Here is a 20008-nt window from a genome sequence, read left to right on the forward strand (position 1 = left end):
ATTCGTTTGTGCAATCAGCAGTATACACCGGCCGCCGCCGGCTTTTGGCCGGAATATTCACCAGTCATCGCTCCTCGCCATTTTCAAGCACATCCGCGGCCGGCGCGCGGCGGATATTAAGGAATCGGCGCCGCGCATTGCCTTGCCTTGCCGCTGGGCCTAAAATCCACGACACTTTTTGACCAAGCATTCAGGATATGAACCATGCCGCAGTCACGTTATGAAAAGATTATCTCCGCCCGCTGGATCATCACCGTGGAAACTGACGGCGAAGTCCTGGAAAACCACGCAGTCGCGATCAAGGATGGCAGGATTGCCGCCATTATTCCAGCGGCGCAGGCCGCCGGCCTGGATGCGGACGAACGGCTGGAGCTGCCCGATCACGTGCTGATGCCCGGCCTCGTCAACCTGCACGGCCACTCGGCGATGACGCTGCTGCGCGGCCTGGCCGACGACAAGGCGCTGATGGACTGGCTGACCAACCATATCTGGCCGGCCGAAGGCAAGCACGTCCACGACGACTTCGTGTTCGACGGCGCGCTGCTGGCGATGGGCGAGATGATACGCGGCGGCACCACCACCATCAACGACATGTACTTCTACAACGCCGCGATGGCGCGCGCCGGCCTGGCGTCCGGCATGCGCACCTTCGTCGGCTGTTCCATCCTGGAATTCCCGACCAACTACGCGGCCAACGCCGACGACTACATCGCCAAGGGCATGGCCGAACGCAGCCAGTTCCTGGGCGAAGACCTGGTCACCTTCACCCTGGCGCCGCACGCGCCCTACACCGTATCGGACGACACCTTCCGCAAGGTTGTGACGCTGGCCGAGCAAGAAGACATGCTGATCCACTGCCACATCCACGAAACCGCGGACGAAGTGAACAACAGCGTCAAGGAACACGGCCAGCGCCCGCTGGCCCGCCTGCAGCAGCTGGGCCTGCTGTCGCCGCGCCTGGTGGCCGCCCACATGGTGCACCTGAACGACGCCGAGATCGAACTGGTGGCCAAGCACGGTCTCTCCACCGCCCACAACCCGGCCTCCAACATGAAGCTGGCCTCCGGCATCGCCCCCATCCCCAAGATGCTGCAGGCCGGCATCGCGGTCGGCATCGGCACCGATGGCGCCGCCTCCAACAACAAGCTGGACATGCTGGCGGAAACGCGCCTGGCCGCGCTGCTGGCCAAGGTGGGCACGCTGGACCCGACCTCGGTGCCGGCCGCCGCCGCCATCCGCATGGCCACGCTGAACGGCGCGCGCGCGCTCGGCATCGCCGACAAGACCGGCTCGGTCAAGGAAGGCAAGGACGCCGACCTGATCGCCATCGACCTGTCGGCGCTGGAGACCGCGCCGGCCTTCGATCCGATCTCGCACGTGGTGTACGCCGCCGGCCGCGAGCAGGTCAGCCACGTCTGGGTCAAGGGCCGCGCGCTGCTGGCCGGCCGCAAGCTGACCACCCTGGACGAATCCAACTTGAAAACCCGCGCCGACGATTGGCGCAACCGCATCCTGGCGAAGTAAACGCATGAGCAATGTAGACGAACTCGAAATCGACAAATTCAGCCAGCTGGCGCACAAGTGGTGGGACAAGGACAGCGAATTCAAGCCGCTGCACGAGATCAACCCGCTGCGGCTGGACTTCATCGACCGCCACGCCTCCCTCGCCGGCAAGAAAGTGCTGGACGTCGGCTGCGGCGGCGGCATCCTGGCCGAGAGCATGGCGCAAAAAGGCGCGCAGGTGACCGGCATCGACCTGGCCAAGAAATCGCTGAAGGTAGCGCAGCTGCACAGCCTGGAGTCCGGCGTGCCCATCGACTACCGCTGCGTGGCGGTGGAGGATCTGGCAGCGGAGATGCCGGGCGCCTTCGACGTGGTGACCTGCATGGAAATGCTGGAGCACGTGCCCGATCCGCAAAGCGTGGTGCGCGCCTGCGCCCAATTGGTGAAGCCGGGCGGCTGGGTGTTCTTCTCCACGCTGAACCGCAACGCCAAGGCCTATCTGCTGGCCGTGGTCGGCGCCGAGTACGTGCTCAACATGCTGCCGCGCGGCACCCATGAATACGCGCGCTTCCTCAAGCCGTCGGAGCTGGGCCGGATGACGCGCCATGCCGGCCTCAGCCTGCAGACGCTGAGCGGCATGGGCTACAACCCGCTCACCCGCATCTACTCGCTGAACGACGACACCGCTGTCAATTACCTGATGGCCACCCGCCTGCCGGCCGCCTGAAACGGGACCGACTCCGCCAAGCCCGGCCCCGCGCCGGGCTTTCTTCATTCCGCGTCCAAGTTTGGCTTTTTCTGCCCTCAGGCAGGCTTTTTCGCAAAAAGCGTGTCAAACAGCATAAAAATCCAGGGCACCCCGTCAACACAACATCAAAACATGCGTTTTAACCCTCTGGTTGATATCATGGCCGCCCCAAGCCGGGCGGCTCGACGCGCGCCCGGCGGCATGGCAGTGCCGCGGGCCAGGCTTGGCCGCGGCATTTGGATACAAACAGGCTGACCAACAAAATATTGCCGGACAATCCTGCATGGCCATGCCGTACAATACTTATGAAAACGAAAAAAACGCTTTCCGGAGATGATTCATGACTTTCAAGGCCAACGACCTGCTGACCGAGCAGATCGCCCAATACCTAGGCAAACAGATCATCCAGGGCGACATGCAACCGGGCGAGCGCATCCAGGAATTGCGGATCGCCGCCGAACTGGAGGTCAGCCGCGGCTCGGTGCGCGAGGCCTTGCTGATATTGCAGCGCCGCCATCTGGTGGACATTTTCCCGCGCCGCGGCGCGGTGGTGGCCAGCATAGGCGCGCGCGACGTGCGCGATTTCTTCGACCTGTGGTTCCTGCTGCTGGACCGGGTGGCGCAAAACCTGGCCGCCGGCTGGCAGAACGACGACCTGGCGCGCTTCATCGAGCTGATGGCCCAGCTGGAGGAAGACAACCGCCGCGATGACCTGCAGGCCTTCTACGAGCACGGCATCGAATTCCTGTCGGCGCTGTACAACCATGCCGACAACCGCTACCTGACCGATACCCTGAACGACATGCTGCCGCTGACCCAGCGCTGCCTGTACGCGATACTGCGCGCCGGCAAGAGCCAGATGGACAACACCTACCGTTTCCTGGAAAGCCTGCTGAAGACGCTGATCGCGCGCGACACCAGCCGGCTCAAGCAAATGGTGGCCACTTTCGGCCAGGAATACAGCCAGCTGGCGCAAACCGCGGCCGAGGCGCTGGAAGGCCGCCGCTAAGCCACCGCTTGCCGGCGCCCGCCGCCCATGAAAAAAGCCGCCGGCTTCCAGTTGGAAACCGGCGGCTTTTTGTCGCCGCGGCTCAGCGCCGCAGGTAATTGACGAAGGCGTAAGCCAGGCCGCCGGCGCTGACCGCTTCCTCGCGCGAGGCCTGCCGCCAGTCGGCGGCGGAAAATTCAGGGAAGTGGGCGTCGCCGTCGTAGGCGTCGGCGATTTCGGTCAGGCACAAGCGGTCGGCCACGGCGATGGCCTGCCGGTACAGCTCGGCGCCGCCGATCAGGCACACCTCCTCCACCGCGCCGGCCAGCGCCAGCGCCTCCTCCAGCGAGTGGGCGACTTCCGCGCCGTCCGCCCGCCAATCGGCCTGGCGGGTCACCACGATGTTGCGCCGGCCCGGCAGCGGCTTGCCGATGGAGTCCCAGGTCTTGCGGCCCATGATCACCGGCTTGCCCAGCGTGGCCGCCTTGAAATGCCTCAGGTCTTCCGGCAGATGCCAGGGCAGCTGGTTGTCCACACCTATGGTGCGGTTGGACGCCATCGCCGCCACCAGGGTCAGCCGCGGTTTGTTCTGCGCCGTCATACCGCCACCGCCGCCTTGATGTGGGGATGCGGGTCGTAGCCTTGCAGCTCGAAGTCTTCGAAACGGAAGGCGAACAGATCCGTCACCGCCGGATTGAGCTTCATTGTCGGCAGCGGACGCGGTTCGCGCGTTAATTGCAATTGCGCCTGCTCCAGATGGTTGCTGTACAGGTGGGCGTCGCCCAGCGTGTGGATGAAATCGCCGGCCTGCAGCCCGCATACCTGCGCCACCATCATGGTGAGCAAGGCGTAGCTGGCGATATTGAACGGCACGCCGAGGAAAATGTCGGCCGAACGCTGGTACAGCTGGCAGGACAGCTTGCCGTCGGCCACGTAGAACTGGAACAGGCTGTGGCACGGCGGCAACGCCATCTGGTCCACCAAAGCCGGGTTCCATGCCGATACGATCAGGCGGCGCGAGTCCGGATTCTTCTTGATCATGCCCAGGAGCTGGCTGATCTGGTCGATATGGCGGCCGTCCGGCGCCGGCCAGCTACGCCACTGGTAGCCGTACACCGGGCCGAGGTCGCCGTTTTCGTCGGCCCACTCGTCCCAGATCGACACGCCGTTTTCCTTCAGATAGCGGATATTGGTGTCGCCGGACAGGAACCACAGCAGTTCATGGATAATGGAGCGCAGATGGCACTTCTTGGTGGTGACCAGCGGAAAACCGTCGGCCAGGTTGAAGCGCATCTGGTAGCCGAACACCGAGCGCGTGCCGGTGCCGGTGCGGTCGGCCTTGTCGTGGCCATGCTCCATCACATGGCGCATCAGGTCGAGATACTGTTGCATGTTGGCGATCCCATCGATAATCGCTGCATTGTACCGCCTGCGCCGCCGGCAAGCGAGGCTGCGGCGCTGGCCGGAACAGCCCGGCATAGGCTACCATTCAGTTTAAAATCAAGACAAAAGCATTATTAAAGCGAGCCCATGGCAGAAGATTCCGACCTCGAACGCACCGAACCCGCGTCAGCCAAACGGCTGTCCATGGCGCGGGAAGACGGCAACATCCCCCGCTCGCGGGAGTTGTCGACGTTCGCCGTCACCATGGCCGGGGTATCGCTGCTGATGAACCTGGGCGGCAAGATCGGCACCTTCCTCGGCGACACCATGCGCCACCTGCTGACCTTCGACCAGAGCACGGTGCAAAGCACCGAGCCGGTGCTGCTGCGCTTCAAGGAAGCCATTTTCGGCGCGCTGTGGCAATTGGCGCCGTTCTTCGCCGGCCTGGCGCTGGTGGCGCTGTTCACGCCGATGCTGGTAGGCGGCTGGAACCTGACGCTGAAAGCGATCGGCCCCAATTTCGGCAAGCTCAACCCCTTGCCCGGCATCAAGCGCTTGTTTTCGCTGAACGCCGTCACCGAAGGCTTCAAAGCCATTCTGAAAAGCCTGCTGATAGGCGGCATCGCCACCTGGTACATCTGGCGCGAGCGCGGCGAAGTCATCGGTCTATTGGCGATGCCGCTGGAATCGGCCATCCTGAAGATGACCGACCTGATCATCCACACCTTCTTCATCGTCGCCTCGGCGATGATCCTGCTGGTGGCGATAGACGTGCCCTACCAGCTGTGGAGCTACTACAAGAAGCTGCGCATGACCAAGGAAGAGGTCAAGCAGGAATACAAGGAAGCCGAAGGCTCGCCGGAAGTGAAGGGCCGCATCCGCCAGATGCAGCGCGAGGCGGCGCGCAAGCGAATGATGCAGGAGGTGCCCAAGGCCAACGTGATCGTCACCAACCCGACCCACTTCGCGGTGGCGCTGAAATACGACGACACCATGCGCGCGCCGCAGGTGGTGGCCAAGGGTTCGCTGAAGCTGGCGGAAAAAATCGTCGACACCGGCAAGGGCAGCCATGTGCCGGTGATGCGCTCCCCCAGCTTCGCGCGGGCGCTGTACTTCAACGCCGAGCTGGGCGAGGACATTCCGGCGCCGCTATACGCGGCGGCGGCGCAAGTGCTGGCCTATATCTTCCAGCTGCAGCAATACCAGGCGGTCGGCGGCCTCGCGCCGGTGTTCCCGGACAAGCTGGAAGTGCCCGCCGAGCTTGACCCCTACAGCAAACGTCCGCAAGATTCGGCGCCTGAAGAAAGCCTATAAGCCAGCATGGACTCCATCCTACAGATCCTCCGCAGCCTCAAGATCTCCCAGCTCGCCGGGCCGGTGCTCATCATCCTGATCCTGACGATGATGGTGCTGCCGCTGCCGCCGGTGCTGCTGGACATCTTCTTCACCTTCAACATCGCGGTGTCGGTGATCGTGCTGCTGGTCGGCATCAATGTCAGGAAGCCGCTGGATTTCTCGTCCTTTCCCTCGGTGCTGCTGGTCACCACGCTGCTGCGGCTGTCGCTGAACGTCGCCTCCAGCCGGGTAGTGCTGCTGGAAGGCCATACCGGCCCGGACGCCGCCGGCAAGGTGATCGAATCGTTCTCCCACTTCCTGGTGGGCGGCAACGTCGCCATCGGCATCGTGGTGTTCGTCATCATCACCATCATCAACTTCGTGGTGATCACCAAGGGCGCCGGCCGGATCGCCGAAGTGTCGGCGCGCTTCACCCTGGACGCGATGCCGGGCAAGCAGATGGCGATCGACGCCGACCTCAACGCCGGCCTGATCGGCGAGGACGAGGCCCGCAAGCGCCGCTCCACCATCGCCGAGGAAGCCAACTTCTTCGGCGCGATGGACGGTGCCTCCAAATTCGTCCGCGGCGACGCGATGGCCGGCATCATGATCATCCTGATCAACATCATCGGCGGCCTGATCGTCGGCGTGGTGCAGCACGACCTGCCGGCCGGCCAGGCGGCCGAAACCTATACGCTGCTGACCATAGGCGACGGCCTGGTGGCGCAGATCCCGGCGCTGATCATCTCCACCGCCGCCGGCATCGTGGTGTCGCGCGTCGGCACCGAACAGGACATGTCGGAGCAGTTCCTGACCCAGCTGTTCACCAAGCCGCAGGTGCTGTACATCACCTCGGCGGTGATAGGCATGATAGGCCTGATCCCCAACATGCCCCATCTGTCCTTCCTGCTGATCGCCGGCGCGCTGCTGCTCCTGGCCCGGATGATGGAGCAACGCCGGCTGCGCGACTTGGCCCGCGAACAGCAGGCCGCCCAGCCGCCGGCGCCGCCGGAGCAGCAAGGCGCGGAAGTCAGCTGGAACGACGTCCAGCACGTCGACCAGCTCGGCATGGAAGTGGGCTACCGGCTGATTCCGCTGGTGGACCGTACCCAGGACGGCGAGCTGCTGCGCCGCATCCGCGGCATCCGCAAGAAGATCGCGCAGGATCTGGGCTTCCTGGTGCCGCCGGTCCACATCCGCGACAATCTGGAAATCAAGCCCAACGCCTACCGCATCCTGCTCAAGGGCGTGGAGCTGGGCAAGGGCGAGGCCTATATCGGCCAGTTCCTGGCGATCAACCCCGGCCGGGTCAGCAAGGAGATCGCCGGCAACGCCACCACCGACCCAGCCTTCGGCCTGCCGGCGGTATGGATAGAGGCCGGCAAGCGGGAAGAAGCGCAATCTCTGGGCTATACCGTGGTGGATGCCAGCACCGTGGTGGCCACCCATATCTCCAACCTGCTGCAAACCCACTCAGCCGAGCTGCTGGGCCGCGAAGAAGTGCAGGCGCTGATAGACCACCAGGCCAAGGAATCGCCGAAACTGATAGAAGACCTGGTGCCCAAGGTGGTGCCGGTCGGCACGCTGCAGAAAGTGCTGCAACAGCTGTTGAACGACGGCATCCACATCCGCGACTTCCGCACCATCGTGGAAACGCTGGCCGACCATATCGGCGTCACCCAGGATGTGGACGAGTTGACCGGCTCCGTCCGTACCGCGCTGTCGCGGGTGATCGTGCAGCAGCTCTTCCCGGGCGAAGCCGAACTGCCGCTGATGACGCTGGAGCCTCAGCTTGAAAACGTGCTGATGCAGGCGGTGCAGTCCAAGGCCGGCGGCGGACTGGAGCCCGGCCTGGCGGAAAACCTGCTGTCCAGCGCGGCGCAACAGACCGAACAGGTGGAGATTCAGGGTTACAATCCGGTACTGCTGACCGCACCCGGCCTGCGGCCGCTGCTGGCGCGTTTCCTGCGCCGGGCATTGCCGCAGCTGCGTGTGATTTCGCATAATGAGATTCCGGACAATAAATCCATTCGTATAATTGCGGTAATCGGCGGCAGCAAGGGCTAAGGGCTAATCAATAATGGTGGTGAAAAAGTTCTTCGGGAAGACCACTCGAGACGCACTCAGGCAAGTTCGCGAAGAACTGGGGGCGGACGCCCTCATTTTGTCCAATCGGCCCACCATGGGCGGCGGCGTCGAAATCATGGCGGTGGCCGACGCCGACGTCGCCAACCTGGCCAGCACGCTGTCCACCTCCAGCAGCAAGCACCCGCCGCGCAACGCGCCGCCGGCGGTGAACCGCCCGCAGCAGCCCGCGCCCATCCCGCCCAACGGCAGCGCGGTGAACCGCGCCATCGCCCGCACCTACGCGATGCCGGTGGAGCCGCTGGAAAGCCCGGCGGCGCCGCGTCTGGAAAGCGCCCCTCGGCCGCGGATGGAGCCGGTCTACGCGCCGCCCGAGCCGGCGCAGGCCCCGCCGCGCCAAAGCGCGCAACCGGTCCGTCCAGCCGCCGCGCCCCAGCCGGCCCAAGCGCGCCCGGCGGCGCGGCCGCCGCAAATGCCGGCGTCGCCGCCGCCGACGCTGTCCCACGCCAATGGCGAGGAGCCGGAACAAATGGCGCAGGAACTCAGACAGATAGGCGACGAGATCAAGCTGCTCAGAAGCCTGCTGCAAAGCCAGCTGGCCAGCTTCGCCTGGTCCGACATGGAGGGCAAGGCGCCCAATCGCATCGAGCTGTTCAAGCACCTGCTGGCGATGGGCTTCTCCGCGCAGCTGATCCGCCAACTGATTGAAAAAATGCCGGCGCAATACCAAGCCGAAGTGGCGGTGAAATGGGCGCGCTCGGCGTTGGTGCACAATCTGAAATGCGCCGACGCCGACCGCGAGGTGATGGACCGCGGCGGCATCTTCGCGCTGGTCGGCCCCACCGGCGTCGGCAAGACCACCACCGTGGCCAAGCTGGCCGCCCGCGCGACGATGCGCTTCGGCGCCCAGCACGTGGCGCTGATCACCACAGATAGCTACCGGATCGGCGCGCAGGACCAGTTGCGCATCTACGGCAAGATCCTGGGCGTGCCGGTATTTTCCATCCAGAACGAGGGCGACCTGCAGCTGACGCTGGCCGACCTGTCCAACCGCCACATCGTGTTCATCGACACCGTCGGCATGGGCCAGCGCGACGCGCGCGTGCTGGCGCAGATCGACATGCTGCGCACCGCCGGCCGGCCGATAGAGCGGCTGCTGCTCTTGGCCGCCAACACCGACGGCCATACGCTGGAAGACGTGGTGAAACGCTACCGCGGCGACGGCCTGGCCGGCTGCATCCTGTCCAAGATAGACGAAGCGGTGGCGCAAGGTCCCAGCCTGGATGTGATCATCCGCAACCGGCTCAAGCTGTATTTCATCACCAACGGCCAGCGCGTGCCGGAAGACCTGCACTCGGCCAACGCCGCCTTCCTGGTGGACCGCGCGATGCGCGCGCAGCAGATAGGCTCGCCGTTTTCGCTGCAGGCCGATGAATTGCCCATCATGCAGGCGGCTCAGGCCGGATGGCTGTGAACGCGATGACGGATCAAGCCGCCAGCCTCCGCCTGCTCGCCGCGCAGCAGAACCGCGCTCCCAGCTTCGCCTTCATCGGCTCGGAGCGCTCCGGCACCAGCACCGTGGTGACCGAGTTGGCGCTGGGCCTGGCCTATGCCGGGCTGCGGCCGCTGGTGGTAGACTGTTGCCTGGGGCAGGTGCAGACGCGCCGCCTGGGCGTCCCCGCCACCGCCACGCTGGAAAGCCAGGTGGTCAACGCCGGCGGGCTGGACGACATGATGATCACCTCGCGCCAGGGGGTACAGCTGGTCAATCTCTATGCGCGGCCGGAACAGCGCGCGCTGTTCTCCGCCCAACTGTGGCTCAGGCTGGGCAGCGAATTCGGCGCGCAGGAGCGCGACGCCTCGGCGCTGCTGATCGACGTGCCCAACCCCGGCCTGGACGCCATCCCCGCCAGCGTGGCCGACAACCTGGTGCTGGTGCTGACCCCGGCCGCCGAATCGCTGACCGCCGCCTACGCCAACATCAAGCGCCTGGCCAGCCTGTACGGCCGCCAGCGCTTCAATGTGCTGATCAACCGCGCGCGCCATCTGGACGAGGCGCGCGAGCTGTTCACCCGCCTGTCGGCCGTCACCAGCGAATTCCTGACGGTGTCGCTGCGCTGGGTGGGCTTCGTGCCGCAGGACAGCGCCGTGCGCCGCAGCCAGACGCTGCACCGTCCGATGATGGAAGCCTTCCCCGACAGCGAGGCCGCCGCGGCGTTTTCCCAGCTGGCGGCGGTGCTGCTGCATTGGGACGCGCCGGAAACCACACGTGACAATACCGGATACATGGACTTGCTGATTGCCGCCTCGCGCGACTGGGCCGAGGCAGATGGAGCCAAACCCCTATGAACCCGTCCTTTCGCCGATCGGGCTACGCCAATGCGGCCCCCAGCGTCGAGATAGACGTGGAGGCCCACGCGCCGCTGGTACGCAAACTGGCCAGCATCATGATCGCCCGGCTGCCGGCCTCGGTGGATCTGGGCGACCTGATCCAGGTCGGCATGATCGGCCTGATCGAAGCCGCGCGCCAGTTCGACCCGGCGCAGGGCGTGATGTTCGAAACTTTCGCCAGTCAGCGCATCCGCGGCGCGATGCTGGACGAACTGCGCCGCGAGGACTGGCTGCCGCGCCAGGCGCGCCGCCAGGCCCGCCAGATCGAAGAAGCGATCGCCCGGCTCGAACAGCAGCTCGGCCGCGCGCCGCTGGAGTCGGAAATCGCCGCCGAGCTGGGCGTGGAGCTGGAGCAGTACCAGGACATGCTGGGAGAATGCAAGGGCACCACCCTGCTACACTTCGAGGACTTCGCCAGCGACGACGAGAACCCGCACAACCCGGTGGCCAACGTCGCCGACGACGATTCGCCGGACCCGCTGGCGACGCTGGCCGACGACAGCTTCCGCCAGCATCTGATCAGCGCGATCAAATTCCTGCCCGAGCGCGACCAGCTGGTGATGGCGCTGTACTACGAGCAGGAGCTGAACCTGAAGGAAATCGGCGCGGTGCTCGGCGTCACCGAGTCCCGGGTCTGTCAGCTGCACAGCCAGGCCATCGCCAGGCTGCGGGCAAAACTGAAAGACTGGCTGTAAGGGAAGGCCCGGTTTGCGTGATGCCGGGCTTCAGACCAGATCAATAACGGAAACACCTTGTGGACAAGATCAGTCTTATCGCCATCATCCTGGGCCTGACCGCCATCGTCGCCGGCCAGGCCATCGAAGGGGGCAGCCTCGGCTCGCTGATGCAGCTGACCGCCTTCATGATCGTCATCGGCGGCACCACCAGCGCGGTGATGCTGCAAAGCACGCCCAAGCAGTTCATGGCCGGCCTGCGCATGGTGCGCTGGATCTTCCGCCCGCCCAATTTCGACCACGAGAAAATGATCCGCGAAGTGGTGAACTGGAGCCAGACCTCGCGCAAGGGCGGCCTGCTGGCGCTGGAAGGCGTGATCAATCAGCAACGCGATCCCTTCACCAAGAAAGCGCTGCAGATGCTGGTGGACGGCACCGAGCCGGACACGCTGCGCGCGGTGATGGACGTGGAAATCAGCATGTTCGAGCACGCCCGCAAGCAGGCGGCGCGGATCTGGGAATCGGCCGGCGGCTATTCGCCGACCATGGGGATTCTGGGCGCGGTGCTGGGCCTGATCCACGTGATGGAAAACCTCTCCGACCCATCCAAGCTGGGCGGCGGCATCGCGGTGGCCTTCGTCGCCACCGTCTACGGCGTCGGTTCGGCCAACCTGTTTTTCCTGCCGGTCGGCAACAAGCTCAAACACTTGGTGGCGTCGGAGCTGGCGATGAAAGAGCTGGTGGTGGAGGGCATAGTCGCCATCGCCAACGGCGAAAACCCGCGCATCATCGAAAGCCGGCTGCGCGGCTTCCTGGCGATGCATGAATAAACCGCTACCGCGTTAGCTCGCAAAAAAGGCAAGCCAGGGGGGCTTGCCTTTTGGCTTTGCGCTGTCAGCTCACTGCGCCGCCAGTTCCCGCTCCGGCTTGCGCAGCTCGCTCTCCAGCAACTTGTAGTAGTCCAGATCGAAAGCCGGCTCGCCATCCAGTTCGCCGCCGTTGCGGCGCGAACCAAGGTAGCACCAGCGGTCGAACAGATGCTCGACCACGTCGCCGCACACCTCGTCGCGCTCCACCACCGCCACCGCCCCTTCGAACGGCCACTGCCTGACCTTCAGGCGCTGCAAGGCCGACACCAGGCGCAGATTATGGCTGTCCGCGCCCTCCTTGCCGACGCAGGCCCCGCGGCAGCGATTCAGGCTGTAGGCGTTGCAGGCTACGCCCTTGCGGCTGGTCACCTGCTCCACCCCCAGCACCGCCTGGCACAGCCCCTGCGCCAGCGCGATCTGCGCCAGCGCCTTGCGCGCCTCGCGCGCGTGGCGGAACAGGCCGTAAAGATCGGTGGTGCGGCTGAAATCGATATCCTGCGCCGACACCGCGCGCAGCCGCGCGAAACCGTCCTCCTCCACCCGCAGTTGCAGCGAACAGGCCTCGCTCAACATCCGCGCGCGCGGGTTATGCAGCGGCTGATAGGCGCGCAGCCACTGCAGCTCCTGCAGATGCGCGCCGAATTCGCCCAGGCTCTCCCGCCACTCCACCCGCGCCACCGGCTCGTCGATGCGCACCTCGTGGCTCTTGTGTCCGGGCTTGGCCTTGGCGAAATGCCCCAGCACCTTGCGGTACAGATTGGCGGCGCGGCCGACATACAGCGCCTCGCCCGCCGCGCCGAACAGCGCATAGACGCCAGCCGAATCAGGCAGCTCCTCGATCTGTTGCTGCAACTGCGGCGCAAGATCGCCAAGTTCGGCCGGCTGCGACAACAGTTGCTCCGCCTCATGCGCCAGGCGCCCCTGTCCCAGCTCCCCTTCCGCGATCCGCAGGAAGCGGTACACCGCCTCGGCATCGGCCAGCGCGCGGTGCCGCTCCGGCATGTCTATGCCGTGACGCGCCACCAGGCTATCCAGGCTGTGCTTGAAATGCTGCGGATACAGCCGGCGCGACAGCTTGACCGTGCACAGCGCCCGCGTCTGGAAGCGCAGGCCGTGGCGGCGAAATTCGTTCTTCAGCAACCCGTAGTCGAAGCGGGCGTTATGCGCCAACAACAGGCGGCCTTGCAACCGCGCCAGCAGCTCCTCGGCCAGTTCGGCGAATGGCCGCGCCGCGGCCACCATCTCATTGCTGATGCCGGTCATGTTTTCGATGAACGGCGGAATCGGCTGGCCGGGATTGACCAGCCAGGCATGGCGCTCCACCCGCTCGCCGTCGATCAGGATCACCCCCACCTCGGTGATGCGGTCGCGGCTGATATTGCCGCCGGTGGTTTCCAGATCGACGATGGCGCAGGGTTGTTCAAACAGGGTATTCAATCTATCCATCGCTTTCAGTCGTGCGGCGCCGCGCGCCGGACATGCCATTCGCCAGGCCATGTTGGAAGGCCGCGACAGCAATTGCGGGCCAGTTTACCGGCTTTGCAAAAAAAAGTCCCACGAGGTGTTGACAGGCCAAATGGCCCTCTATATTATTCACCTCCTCGCAAGACACAACGTCTCGCAAGGCAGTGCACCCGTAGCTCAGTTGGATAGAGTATCTGGCTACGAACCAGAGGGTCGGGCGTTCGAATCGCTCCGGGTGCACCAAAAATCAGCGTCCCTATAGTTTAGCGGTTAGAACACCGCCCTTTCACGGCGGTAGCCGGGGTTCGATTCCCCGTGGGGACGCCAAAGCTGCACCCGTAGCTCAGTTGGATAGAGTATCTGGCTACGAACCAGAGGGTCGGGCGTTCGAATCGCTCCGGGTGCACCACAGTTTCAGTCCCTATAGTTTAGCGGTTAGAACACCGCCCTTTCACGGCGGTAGCCGGGGTTCGATTCCCCGTGGGGACGCCAGAATGAAAAGAAAGCCCGTCATCTCAGCATGACGGGCCTTCTTCATTCCCGATCCGCCGTTCTAGGCGGCAAAGCTATTCACCAGCATTCCCGCCACGCCCAGCAGCAGCACCGCCGTGATCCTCTGCATCAGGCGCTGTCTTCTCGGCTGATCCAGCACATGCTTGATCCGCTGCCCGAAATAACAATAGGAACACCCGCTGGCGAACTGCAGCAGCAGAAAAGTCAGCCCCAGGATGGCGATGTCCGCCGCCCGGCTGCCCGCCCGCCCGGCAAACTGCGGGAATACCGCGCTGAACATCAGAATCGTCTTGGGATTCGAAAATCCGGTCAGCATGCCCTTGATGAACAACTGGCCGAATCTCATATCACTCGACAAACCCGCCACTTCCATCCGCACGCCCTTGCTGGTCCATTGCCGATACGCGAGGTAAAGAATATAGCCCACGCCGGCGATCTGGATCGCACTCATGACAAACGGGTCGTTTTTCAGCAGTTCGGACAAGCCGATGGCGAATATCAAAATGGAAACCAGGTACGAAGCCGAAGCACCCAACTGCGCGGGAATGGAGCTACGCAATCCATTCCTCAACCCAAGACTCATCAAGAAAACCGTCATGGGACCAGGACTGAACGTCGTCGTCGCGCAGAAAATAAGGAAATAAGAAAATTGCTGCACTTGCCTCTCAAAATGGTAAGCTTGAAAAAAACCCCATGCATGGCAATGGGGAAAGGGTAGAAAGGGTAGTATGTTTTGGCTGCCAAATTCTGAGTGCCGGTGAAGTAAATCCAATCTTTTCATCTTAACTCACACATGCTGCTTTAGTTAAAAGTCTAACTCTGGTTTGTATTTCTGTAATGATTTTCACTCCCTCTTGCAAATCCACCATATGAATCCCAGGCTTTCCAAACCCGGAAGTCTTCGTATCATCAAGCGGAATCGCATAGCGTTGAATATAGCGTTGATAATCCTTTAGCAGCAAATTGCAAACTCGCAACATTGCTCTTGGATTATTAGTCAGGACAGCATGCCCCAACAGGTCAAAATTATGCAAAGCATCAGCCAGCTGAAAAATACCCTTGCCATTCAGCAAGCGACAGCCCCGGCTATCTATTTTCTCGCTGCGCTGCCGAATCGTAGTTGCAACGTGAGCCGCATAGTACAAAAGCCTTGCCAGCTCGCTTGTTAAGTTAAGCTCCTGCGTACTCATTGCTCACCTCGTTTTATTAATTTCAACCCGCCAACCGATTGATCTCCGCAAATCAGATTAACCACAAACCCCAAATTCACACGAAGTAGAATAAATTCTGAGTAAGCGTTACTTTTAGATCAAAACACAGCTATCATGCACGCCTGAAAGAACGAATACCATTCAAATGGTATAACGCTCCACATGATCTGATTAATTTCTCCCACGTACTGCAGCGGAAAATATTTAGCTAAAGATTTTTAATGACCTACTCAGAATTGACCCAGACAAGACGAAGCAGTCCACCAGCGATCACATGCGCACAGAATAGGTCTCGGGATTGATTCATAACAGATAAAGCCTGGCTTCAAATGACAGGACTTTACCGGTAAAATCCCCGGCAAAGTCAAAAGGACCACGATGCCAATCTCCCCGATCGCCTTTCATCCAGGCAGTCCCAAGGTTCAGCAAATCGTCGAATCCCTGAGCGAAGCCATCCTGCAGGGCACCATCCCTGCGGGCAGCAAGCTGCCATCGATCCGCGAGCTGACGCGCCTATTTGGAGTTGGGAAATTCACGGTCATCGACGCGCTGGATAGGCTGCGCGGCTGCCATCTGGTGTCATCCCGGCAAGGCCGGGGCTTTTTCGTCTCCCCGCTCAATGCGGCGCCGACTGCGGCGCCGCTGGCCGACTTGATGCCGCAAGACCTGATCAGCATCCTGCGCCGCTCGCTGATAGCCGACAACGGCGCCATGCGCCCCGGCAGCGGCCACCTGCCGGAAAGCTGGCTGGATACCGACGCCTACCGCCAGGCGATGCGCGCAACCGTGCGTTCGCCGCTGCTGAGGATATCCGGCTACGGCAGCCCGGCCGGCTATCTGCCGCTGAGGCAAGCGTTGCAGCAGCGGCTGAGCTTGCAAGGCATGACCGTCCAACTGGAACAGATCGTCACTACCGCCAATACCGTGCAAGCGATAGACATGCTGCTGCGCCTGCTGCTGCGCCCCGGCGACACCGTGCTGCTGGACGATCCCTGCTATTTCAACTTTCACGCCAATCTGGCGCTGCATGGCGCCAGCGTCGTCACCATCGCCCGCAACACCGGCGGCATCGATTTCGATCAGCTGGAAACGCTGCTGGCCGCCCGAAAGCCGCGCATCTACCTGACCACCTCCCTGCTGCACAATCCCACCGGGCACTCTTTCACACCCGCCCAATCCTACCGCCTGTTGCAGCTGACCAAGCAATACGGCTGCCACATCGTGGAAGACGACCTATACGGCGACCTGCACAGCTCGCCGCCGCCGCGGCTGGCCGCCCTGGCCGGCTTTGATCATGTCAGCTACCTCTCCGGCTTTTCCAAGGTGCTGAGCGCCAACACCCGAGCCAGCTACGTGGTGACCACGCCCGACCTGTCGGCCAAGCTGTGCCATTTGAAATTGATGAGCGGCGGCATCACGTCGGAGCTGCTGGAACAACTGCTTTGCCGCATGCTGACCGAGGGCAGCTACGGCAAGCACCGCAATCGCCTGGTGGTTCGCCTGCTGGAGTCCGGTTCCCGGGTGGCCGAGTGGCTGCGGCAGAGCGGCTGCGAGCCGGCCCACTCCTTTGACGGCGGCATGTTCATCTGGGCGCGGCTTCCCGCCGGCATCGATGCGGAAGAACTGGCGCAACGCGGGTTGGAACAAGATCTGGTGCTCGCGCCGGGCACGCTGTTCAGCCGGAATCCCGACGCGCGCCGCTTCATGCGCTTCAATGTCGCCAGCAGCGACGATGCCGGCGTCGCCCACAGATTCGCCATGCTGCTGAGCCAAGCCCGCGCCGCCAGCAGGGTCTGACGTTCCGCCGAGCGGTCAGGAAGCGCCGCCCTTCAACCCTCCCGGCAAAGATGCAACACCCTGTCGCCGGCATATATGCCTAAAGCATTAATACTTCTATTTTTCTTGAAAGCATGAAAATGACATGGTGTTAGATTGTATTCTTCGAAATTTCTATGGGATCAGACCCTGTCTGATGAATTTCTGTGAGAATCCAACACAAGATAAACACATATGTCATTCCCGCCTTGCTCGGCCTCGCGGCCGTTCCGGCGATGGCCGCTGCCGGCGATGCCGACAGCGCGGCGCTGGAGCGCGTCACCGTTACCGGCTCGCGCATTTCCCGCTCCGCCCAGGAAGGCCCGACCAGCGTCACCGTGCTGACCGGCAGCGACATCGAAAAACAGGGCTACACCAATGTCTACGACGCGCTGAACAGCCTGCCGCAAAACACCGGCTTTACCCAGGGCGCCGACTTCGGCAACACCTTCACACCGGCAGCCAACGCCATCAGCCTGCGCGGCCTGGGGCCCAACCACACGCTGACGCTGATCAACGGCCGCCGGGTCGCCGATTACCCGACGGCGTACGACGGCTCGGTCAACTTCGTCAATCTGGCCAATATTCCGGCCGCGATGATAGACCGGATAGAAATCCTCAACGGCGGCGCTTCCGCCATCTACGGCTCCGACGCCATCGCCGGCGTGGTCAACGTCATCCTGAAAAAGAAGACCGATGGCGTGGACGTCAACGTCAAGGTCGGCGCCAGCGAGCACCATGGCGGCGAGAATGGCAGGCTGCAATTGAGCGGCGGCCACAGCTGGGATCAACTCAGCTTGGTCTACGGGCTGGAGCTGAGCCAGCGCAACGCCATCTGGAGCAACCAGCGCGGCTTCATGGCCGACAACAGCTCGGACGGCTCCGCCCCAACCACCATCTGGTCGCAACAGATCAAACAGGGGCCGAACAAGGGGAAATACATAGGCGCAGGCGATTGCAGCGCTTTTTCCAGCCTGTTCAACGGCAGCGTCCGCCCCTACACGATCAATAGCCGGACCGGCAACGGCGTGGTCTGCGCCAGCGGCCAGGCCAGCCCGGACTACTGGACCATCCAGACCGCCAACCAGAGCCAGAACGGCTACCTGAGCGCCAATTACCAGCTCAACGAGCACGCCGAGCTGTTCAGCGATGCCCTGCTCGGCTTCAATCACACCGAAAACAACACCCGCGGCCCGGCCTGGACTTCGCTGGGCGGATCCAGCCAATACTTCCTCAACCAAAACACCGGCCAATACGAGCAATGGACCCGACGGCTGGCGCCGGAGGAAATCGGCGGCGCCACCGTCTACAACCGCAAATGGGACGACCTGTCCGCCAACCTCACCTTCGGCGTGCGCGGCGACCTGCCCGGCACCAGCTGGAACTATGAAGCCGCGTACAACGCCTCGATCTACACCAGCCAGCAGGCCGCGCCGAGGCTGCTATCCAACGTGGACAGCTTCTTCCTTGGCCCGCAGCTTGGCACCGACAGCAACGGCATAGGCATCTACGCGCCCAACGCGGCCCACTTCGCCGCCCCGATCACGCCGGCCCAATTCAACAGCATCGTCGGCAGAAGCTTCGAGCAGGACAAGTCCTGGCTGCAGGCGCTGAGCCTCAGCGGCAGCGGCGACCTGTTCAAGCTGCCCGCAGGCGCGGTCAAATTGGCCGGGGCGCTGGAATGGGGCAGCCAGGGCTTCAGCAACGATCCCGACATCCAGCTGGGGCAAGGCGTGTTCTATCGAGCCTCGCCCGGCAGCCATGCCGGCGGCACCCGCGCGCGCCAAGCCGCCGGCGCGGAGTTGTTCATTCCGCTGCATAAGCGCCTGAACGTCACCCTATCGGGCCGCTACGACCGCCTGGCCATCGCCGACAGCAGCGTCGGCAAGTTCACTTATGGCAGCGGCCTGGAATTCCGCCCGCTGGACACGCTGCTGCTGCGCGGCAACTACGCCACCAGCTTCCGCGCGCCGGACATGAACTACCTGTTTCTGACGCAAAGCCGCGGCTACTATCCCAGCGTGACCGACTACTGGCGCTGCCAGCAGGCGGGCCAGCCCACCGCCACTTGCGACTACAAGGACCTGACAGCCAATTTCGTCAAAAGCGGCAATCCGGACCTGAAGCCGGAAAACGGCAAATCCTACGGCTTCGGCTTCGTTTGGTCGCCCAGCGCCGACGCCGACCTGTCGCTGGACTACTGGAACATCAGCATCAACGACCTGGTGACCGACCTGGATCAGGACAAGATTCTGCGCGACGAGGCGGCTTGCCGCAGCGGCCAGCTGGACAGCAACTCCAGCCTGTGCCAGGACGCGCTGCGACGGGTGCAGCGCAACCCGGCCAACGCCGTGCTGGACCCGGGCGCCATCAACCAGATCCTGACCAATCCGATCAACGCCGCCAACGAACGCACCAGCGGCATAGACCTGAACGGCAAGCTGCGCTGGCGGACCGCGAAATGGGGCCGCTTCCAGCTGCAGGCCAGCTACTCCCAGGTGCTGACCTTCACCTATCAGCAATTCGCCGGCGACCCCACCCAGGACAGGCTGCAAGACCTGAGCAACAGCGACTGGCGCAACAAGCTGAGCGCCAGCCTGGGCTGGAGCATCGGCAACTGGTCGTCCACCCTGCAACTGACGCGCTACGGCAAGGTGCCCAACAACGCCCAAACCGGCTACCTGACGCCCACCATCCTGGCCAATCTGAGCCTAGGCTATCAGCTAAGCAAGCAGACTTCGCTAGGCCTGATCGTCAACAACCTGCAGGACTTCATCAAGAAAGACTACAGCGACGGCTCGCCGTTCTATCCGGTCGGCACCTACCTACCCTACGGCCGCCAGGCCTGGCTGGAGCTGAATCACCACTTCTGAAATCGCACCGCGCGGAAAATGAAAAAACGGGATGCATTGCATCCCGTTTTGCATGAATCGGCATTCAAGCCGCTTCCCGTGGAAAAGGCGGCCTGAATGCGATGGAAGAAAATAGAAAAAGCCCAGCATTTTCATGCTGGGCGTTTTTCTTGTAAT

General features: G+C 63.1%; 16 protein-coding genes and 4 tRNA genes. 15 read left to right on the forward strand and 5 right to left on the reverse strand.

What is annotated here, in order from left to right:
• The first annotated feature begins 204 nt into the window (after window positions 1-204).
• The 3 genes from MY55_RS17100 (at window position 205) to MY55_RS17110 (ending at window position 3260) form a co-directional block, all read left to right on the forward strand.
• Entirely contained in the window at window positions 205-1524 is a 1320-nt protein-coding gene (locus MY55_RS17100; protein WP_065202772.1) for a TRZ/ATZ family hydrolase, read from the forward strand.
• Window positions 1525-1528: 4 nt separating this feature from the next.
• A complete protein-coding gene (gene ubiG, locus MY55_RS17105) occupies window positions 1529-2230 on the forward strand; it encodes a bifunctional 2-polyprenyl-6-hydroxyphenol methylase/3-demethylubiquinol 3-O-methyltransferase UbiG (protein ID WP_043580428.1) in 702 nt (233 codons plus the stop codon).
• A gap of 361 nt (window positions 2231-2591) precedes the next feature.
• Window positions 2592-3260: a GntR family transcriptional regulator gene (locus MY55_RS17110; protein ID WP_043580426.1), complete on the forward strand. Its 669-nt coding sequence runs from the start codon at window positions 2592-2594 to the stop codon at window positions 3258-3260.
• A gap of 82 nt (window positions 3261-3342) precedes the next feature.
• On the opposite strand, the gene MY55_RS17115 is transcribed toward MY55_RS17110, so the two are convergent.
• Window positions 3343-3840, reverse strand: coding sequence for a dihydrofolate reductase (locus tag MY55_RS17115; protein WP_065202773.1), 498 nt, complete (start codon window positions 3838-3840; stop codon window positions 3343-3345).
• The gene (locus MY55_RS17120) at window positions 3837-4631 is read right to left on the reverse strand and encodes a thymidylate synthase (RefSeq protein ID WP_065202778.1); all 795 of its coding nucleotides are present in this window, start codon (window positions 4629-4631) and stop codon (window positions 3837-3839) included. Before MY55_RS17120 ends, MY55_RS17115 begins: the two co-directional genes overlap by 4 nt.
• Before the next feature lie 138 nt (window positions 4632-4769).
• Between MY55_RS17120 and flhB the strand changes: the two genes are divergently transcribed.
• Genes flhB through MY55_RS17150 form a run of 6 tightly spaced genes read left to right on the forward strand, consistent with a single transcriptional unit; the run spans window position 4770 to window position 11937 of the window.
• Complete coding sequence (flhB, locus tag MY55_RS17125; RefSeq protein ID WP_043580423.1) at window positions 4770-5936, forward strand: flagellar biosynthesis protein FlhB; 1167 nt, start codon at window positions 4770-4772, stop codon at window positions 5934-5936.
• A gap of 6 nt (window positions 5937-5942) precedes the next feature.
• A complete protein-coding gene (flhA, locus tag MY55_RS17130) occupies window positions 5943-8024 on the forward strand; it encodes a flagellar biosynthesis protein FlhA (RefSeq protein WP_043580421.1) in 2082 nt (693 codons plus the stop codon).
• A gap of 13 nt (window positions 8025-8037) precedes the next feature.
• Entirely contained in the window at window positions 8038-9516 is a 1479-nt protein-coding gene (gene flhF / locus MY55_RS17135) for a flagellar biosynthesis GTPase FlhF (RefSeq protein WP_043580419.1), read from the forward strand.
• Between the two features lie 5 nt (window positions 9517-9521).
• Entirely contained in the window at window positions 9522-10391 is an 870-nt protein-coding gene (locus MY55_RS17140) for a MinD/ParA family ATP-binding protein (protein ID WP_043580578.1), read from the forward strand.
• Window positions 10388-11128 (forward strand): RNA polymerase sigma factor FliA, encoded by a 741-nt coding sequence (locus MY55_RS17145; RefSeq protein ID WP_043580417.1) that lies wholly within the window; start codon window positions 10388-10390, stop codon window positions 11126-11128. The genes MY55_RS17140 and MY55_RS17145 overlap by 4 nt, the downstream gene beginning before the upstream one ends.
• A gap of 59 nt (window positions 11129-11187) precedes the next feature.
• Window positions 11188-11937 (forward strand): flagellar motor protein, encoded by a 750-nt coding sequence (locus tag MY55_RS17150; RefSeq protein ID WP_043580415.1) that lies wholly within the window; start codon window positions 11188-11190, stop codon window positions 11935-11937.
• Between the two features lie 69 nt (window positions 11938-12006).
• Here the strand turns inward: MY55_RS17150 and MY55_RS17155 are convergent, their stop codons facing one another.
• Window positions 12007-13422 carry an exonuclease domain-containing protein gene (locus tag MY55_RS17155; protein WP_043580413.1) on the reverse strand — a complete coding sequence of 472 codons (1416 nt, stop codon included), beginning with the start codon at window positions 13420-13422 and terminating at the stop codon, window positions 12007-12009.
• Window positions 13423-13606: 184 nt separating this feature from the next.
• Between MY55_RS17155 and MY55_RS17160 the strand changes: the two genes are divergently transcribed.
• The 4 genes from MY55_RS17160 to MY55_RS17175 all read left to right on the forward strand — a co-directional run bounded on the left by MY55_RS17160 (window position 13607) and on the right by MY55_RS17175 (window position 13932).
• Window positions 13607-13683, forward strand: a tRNA-Arg gene (locus MY55_RS17160).
• 9 nt (window positions 13684-13692) lie between these two features.
• Window positions 13693-13767 (forward strand) — tRNA-Glu (locus tag MY55_RS17165).
• 5 nt (window positions 13768-13772) lie between these two features.
• Window positions 13773-13849: transfer RNA gene (locus tag MY55_RS17170), tRNA-Arg, on the forward strand.
• An 8-nt stretch (window positions 13850-13857) separates the two neighbouring features.
• Window positions 13858-13932 (forward strand) — tRNA-Glu (locus MY55_RS17175).
• 61 nt (window positions 13933-13993) lie between these two features.
• On the opposite strand, the gene MY55_RS17180 is transcribed toward MY55_RS17175, so the two are convergent.
• Window positions 13994-14611, reverse strand: coding sequence for a LysE family translocator (locus tag MY55_RS17180; RefSeq protein WP_065202774.1), 618 nt, complete (start codon window positions 14609-14611; stop codon window positions 13994-13996).
• Between the two features lie 124 nt (window positions 14612-14735).
• Window positions 14736-15143 (reverse strand): hypothetical protein, encoded by a 408-nt coding sequence (locus MY55_RS23720; protein ID WP_146008445.1) that lies wholly within the window; start codon window positions 15141-15143, stop codon window positions 14736-14738.
• Between the two features lie 399 nt (window positions 15144-15542).
• Between MY55_RS23720 and MY55_RS17185 the strand changes: the two genes are divergently transcribed.
• Both MY55_RS17185 and MY55_RS17190 read left to right on the forward strand, forming a co-directional pair.
• Window positions 15543-16961 carry an aminotransferase-like domain-containing protein gene (locus MY55_RS17185; protein WP_065202775.1) on the forward strand — a complete coding sequence of 473 codons (1419 nt, stop codon included), beginning with the start codon at window positions 15543-15545 and terminating at the stop codon, window positions 16959-16961.
• 254 nt (window positions 16962-17215) lie between these two features.
• Window positions 17216-19852 carry a TonB-dependent receptor plug domain-containing protein gene (locus MY55_RS17190; RefSeq protein ID WP_081284737.1) on the forward strand — a complete coding sequence of 879 codons (2637 nt, stop codon included), beginning with the start codon at window positions 17216-17218 and terminating at the stop codon, window positions 19850-19852.
• The last annotated feature ends 156 nt before the right edge of the window (window positions 19853-20008 follow it).

Source organism: Chromobacterium subtsugae (genome assembly GCF_001676875.1).
Classification (GTDB): Bacteria; Pseudomonadota; Gammaproteobacteria; order Burkholderiales; family Chromobacteriaceae; genus Chromobacterium; species Chromobacterium subtsugae.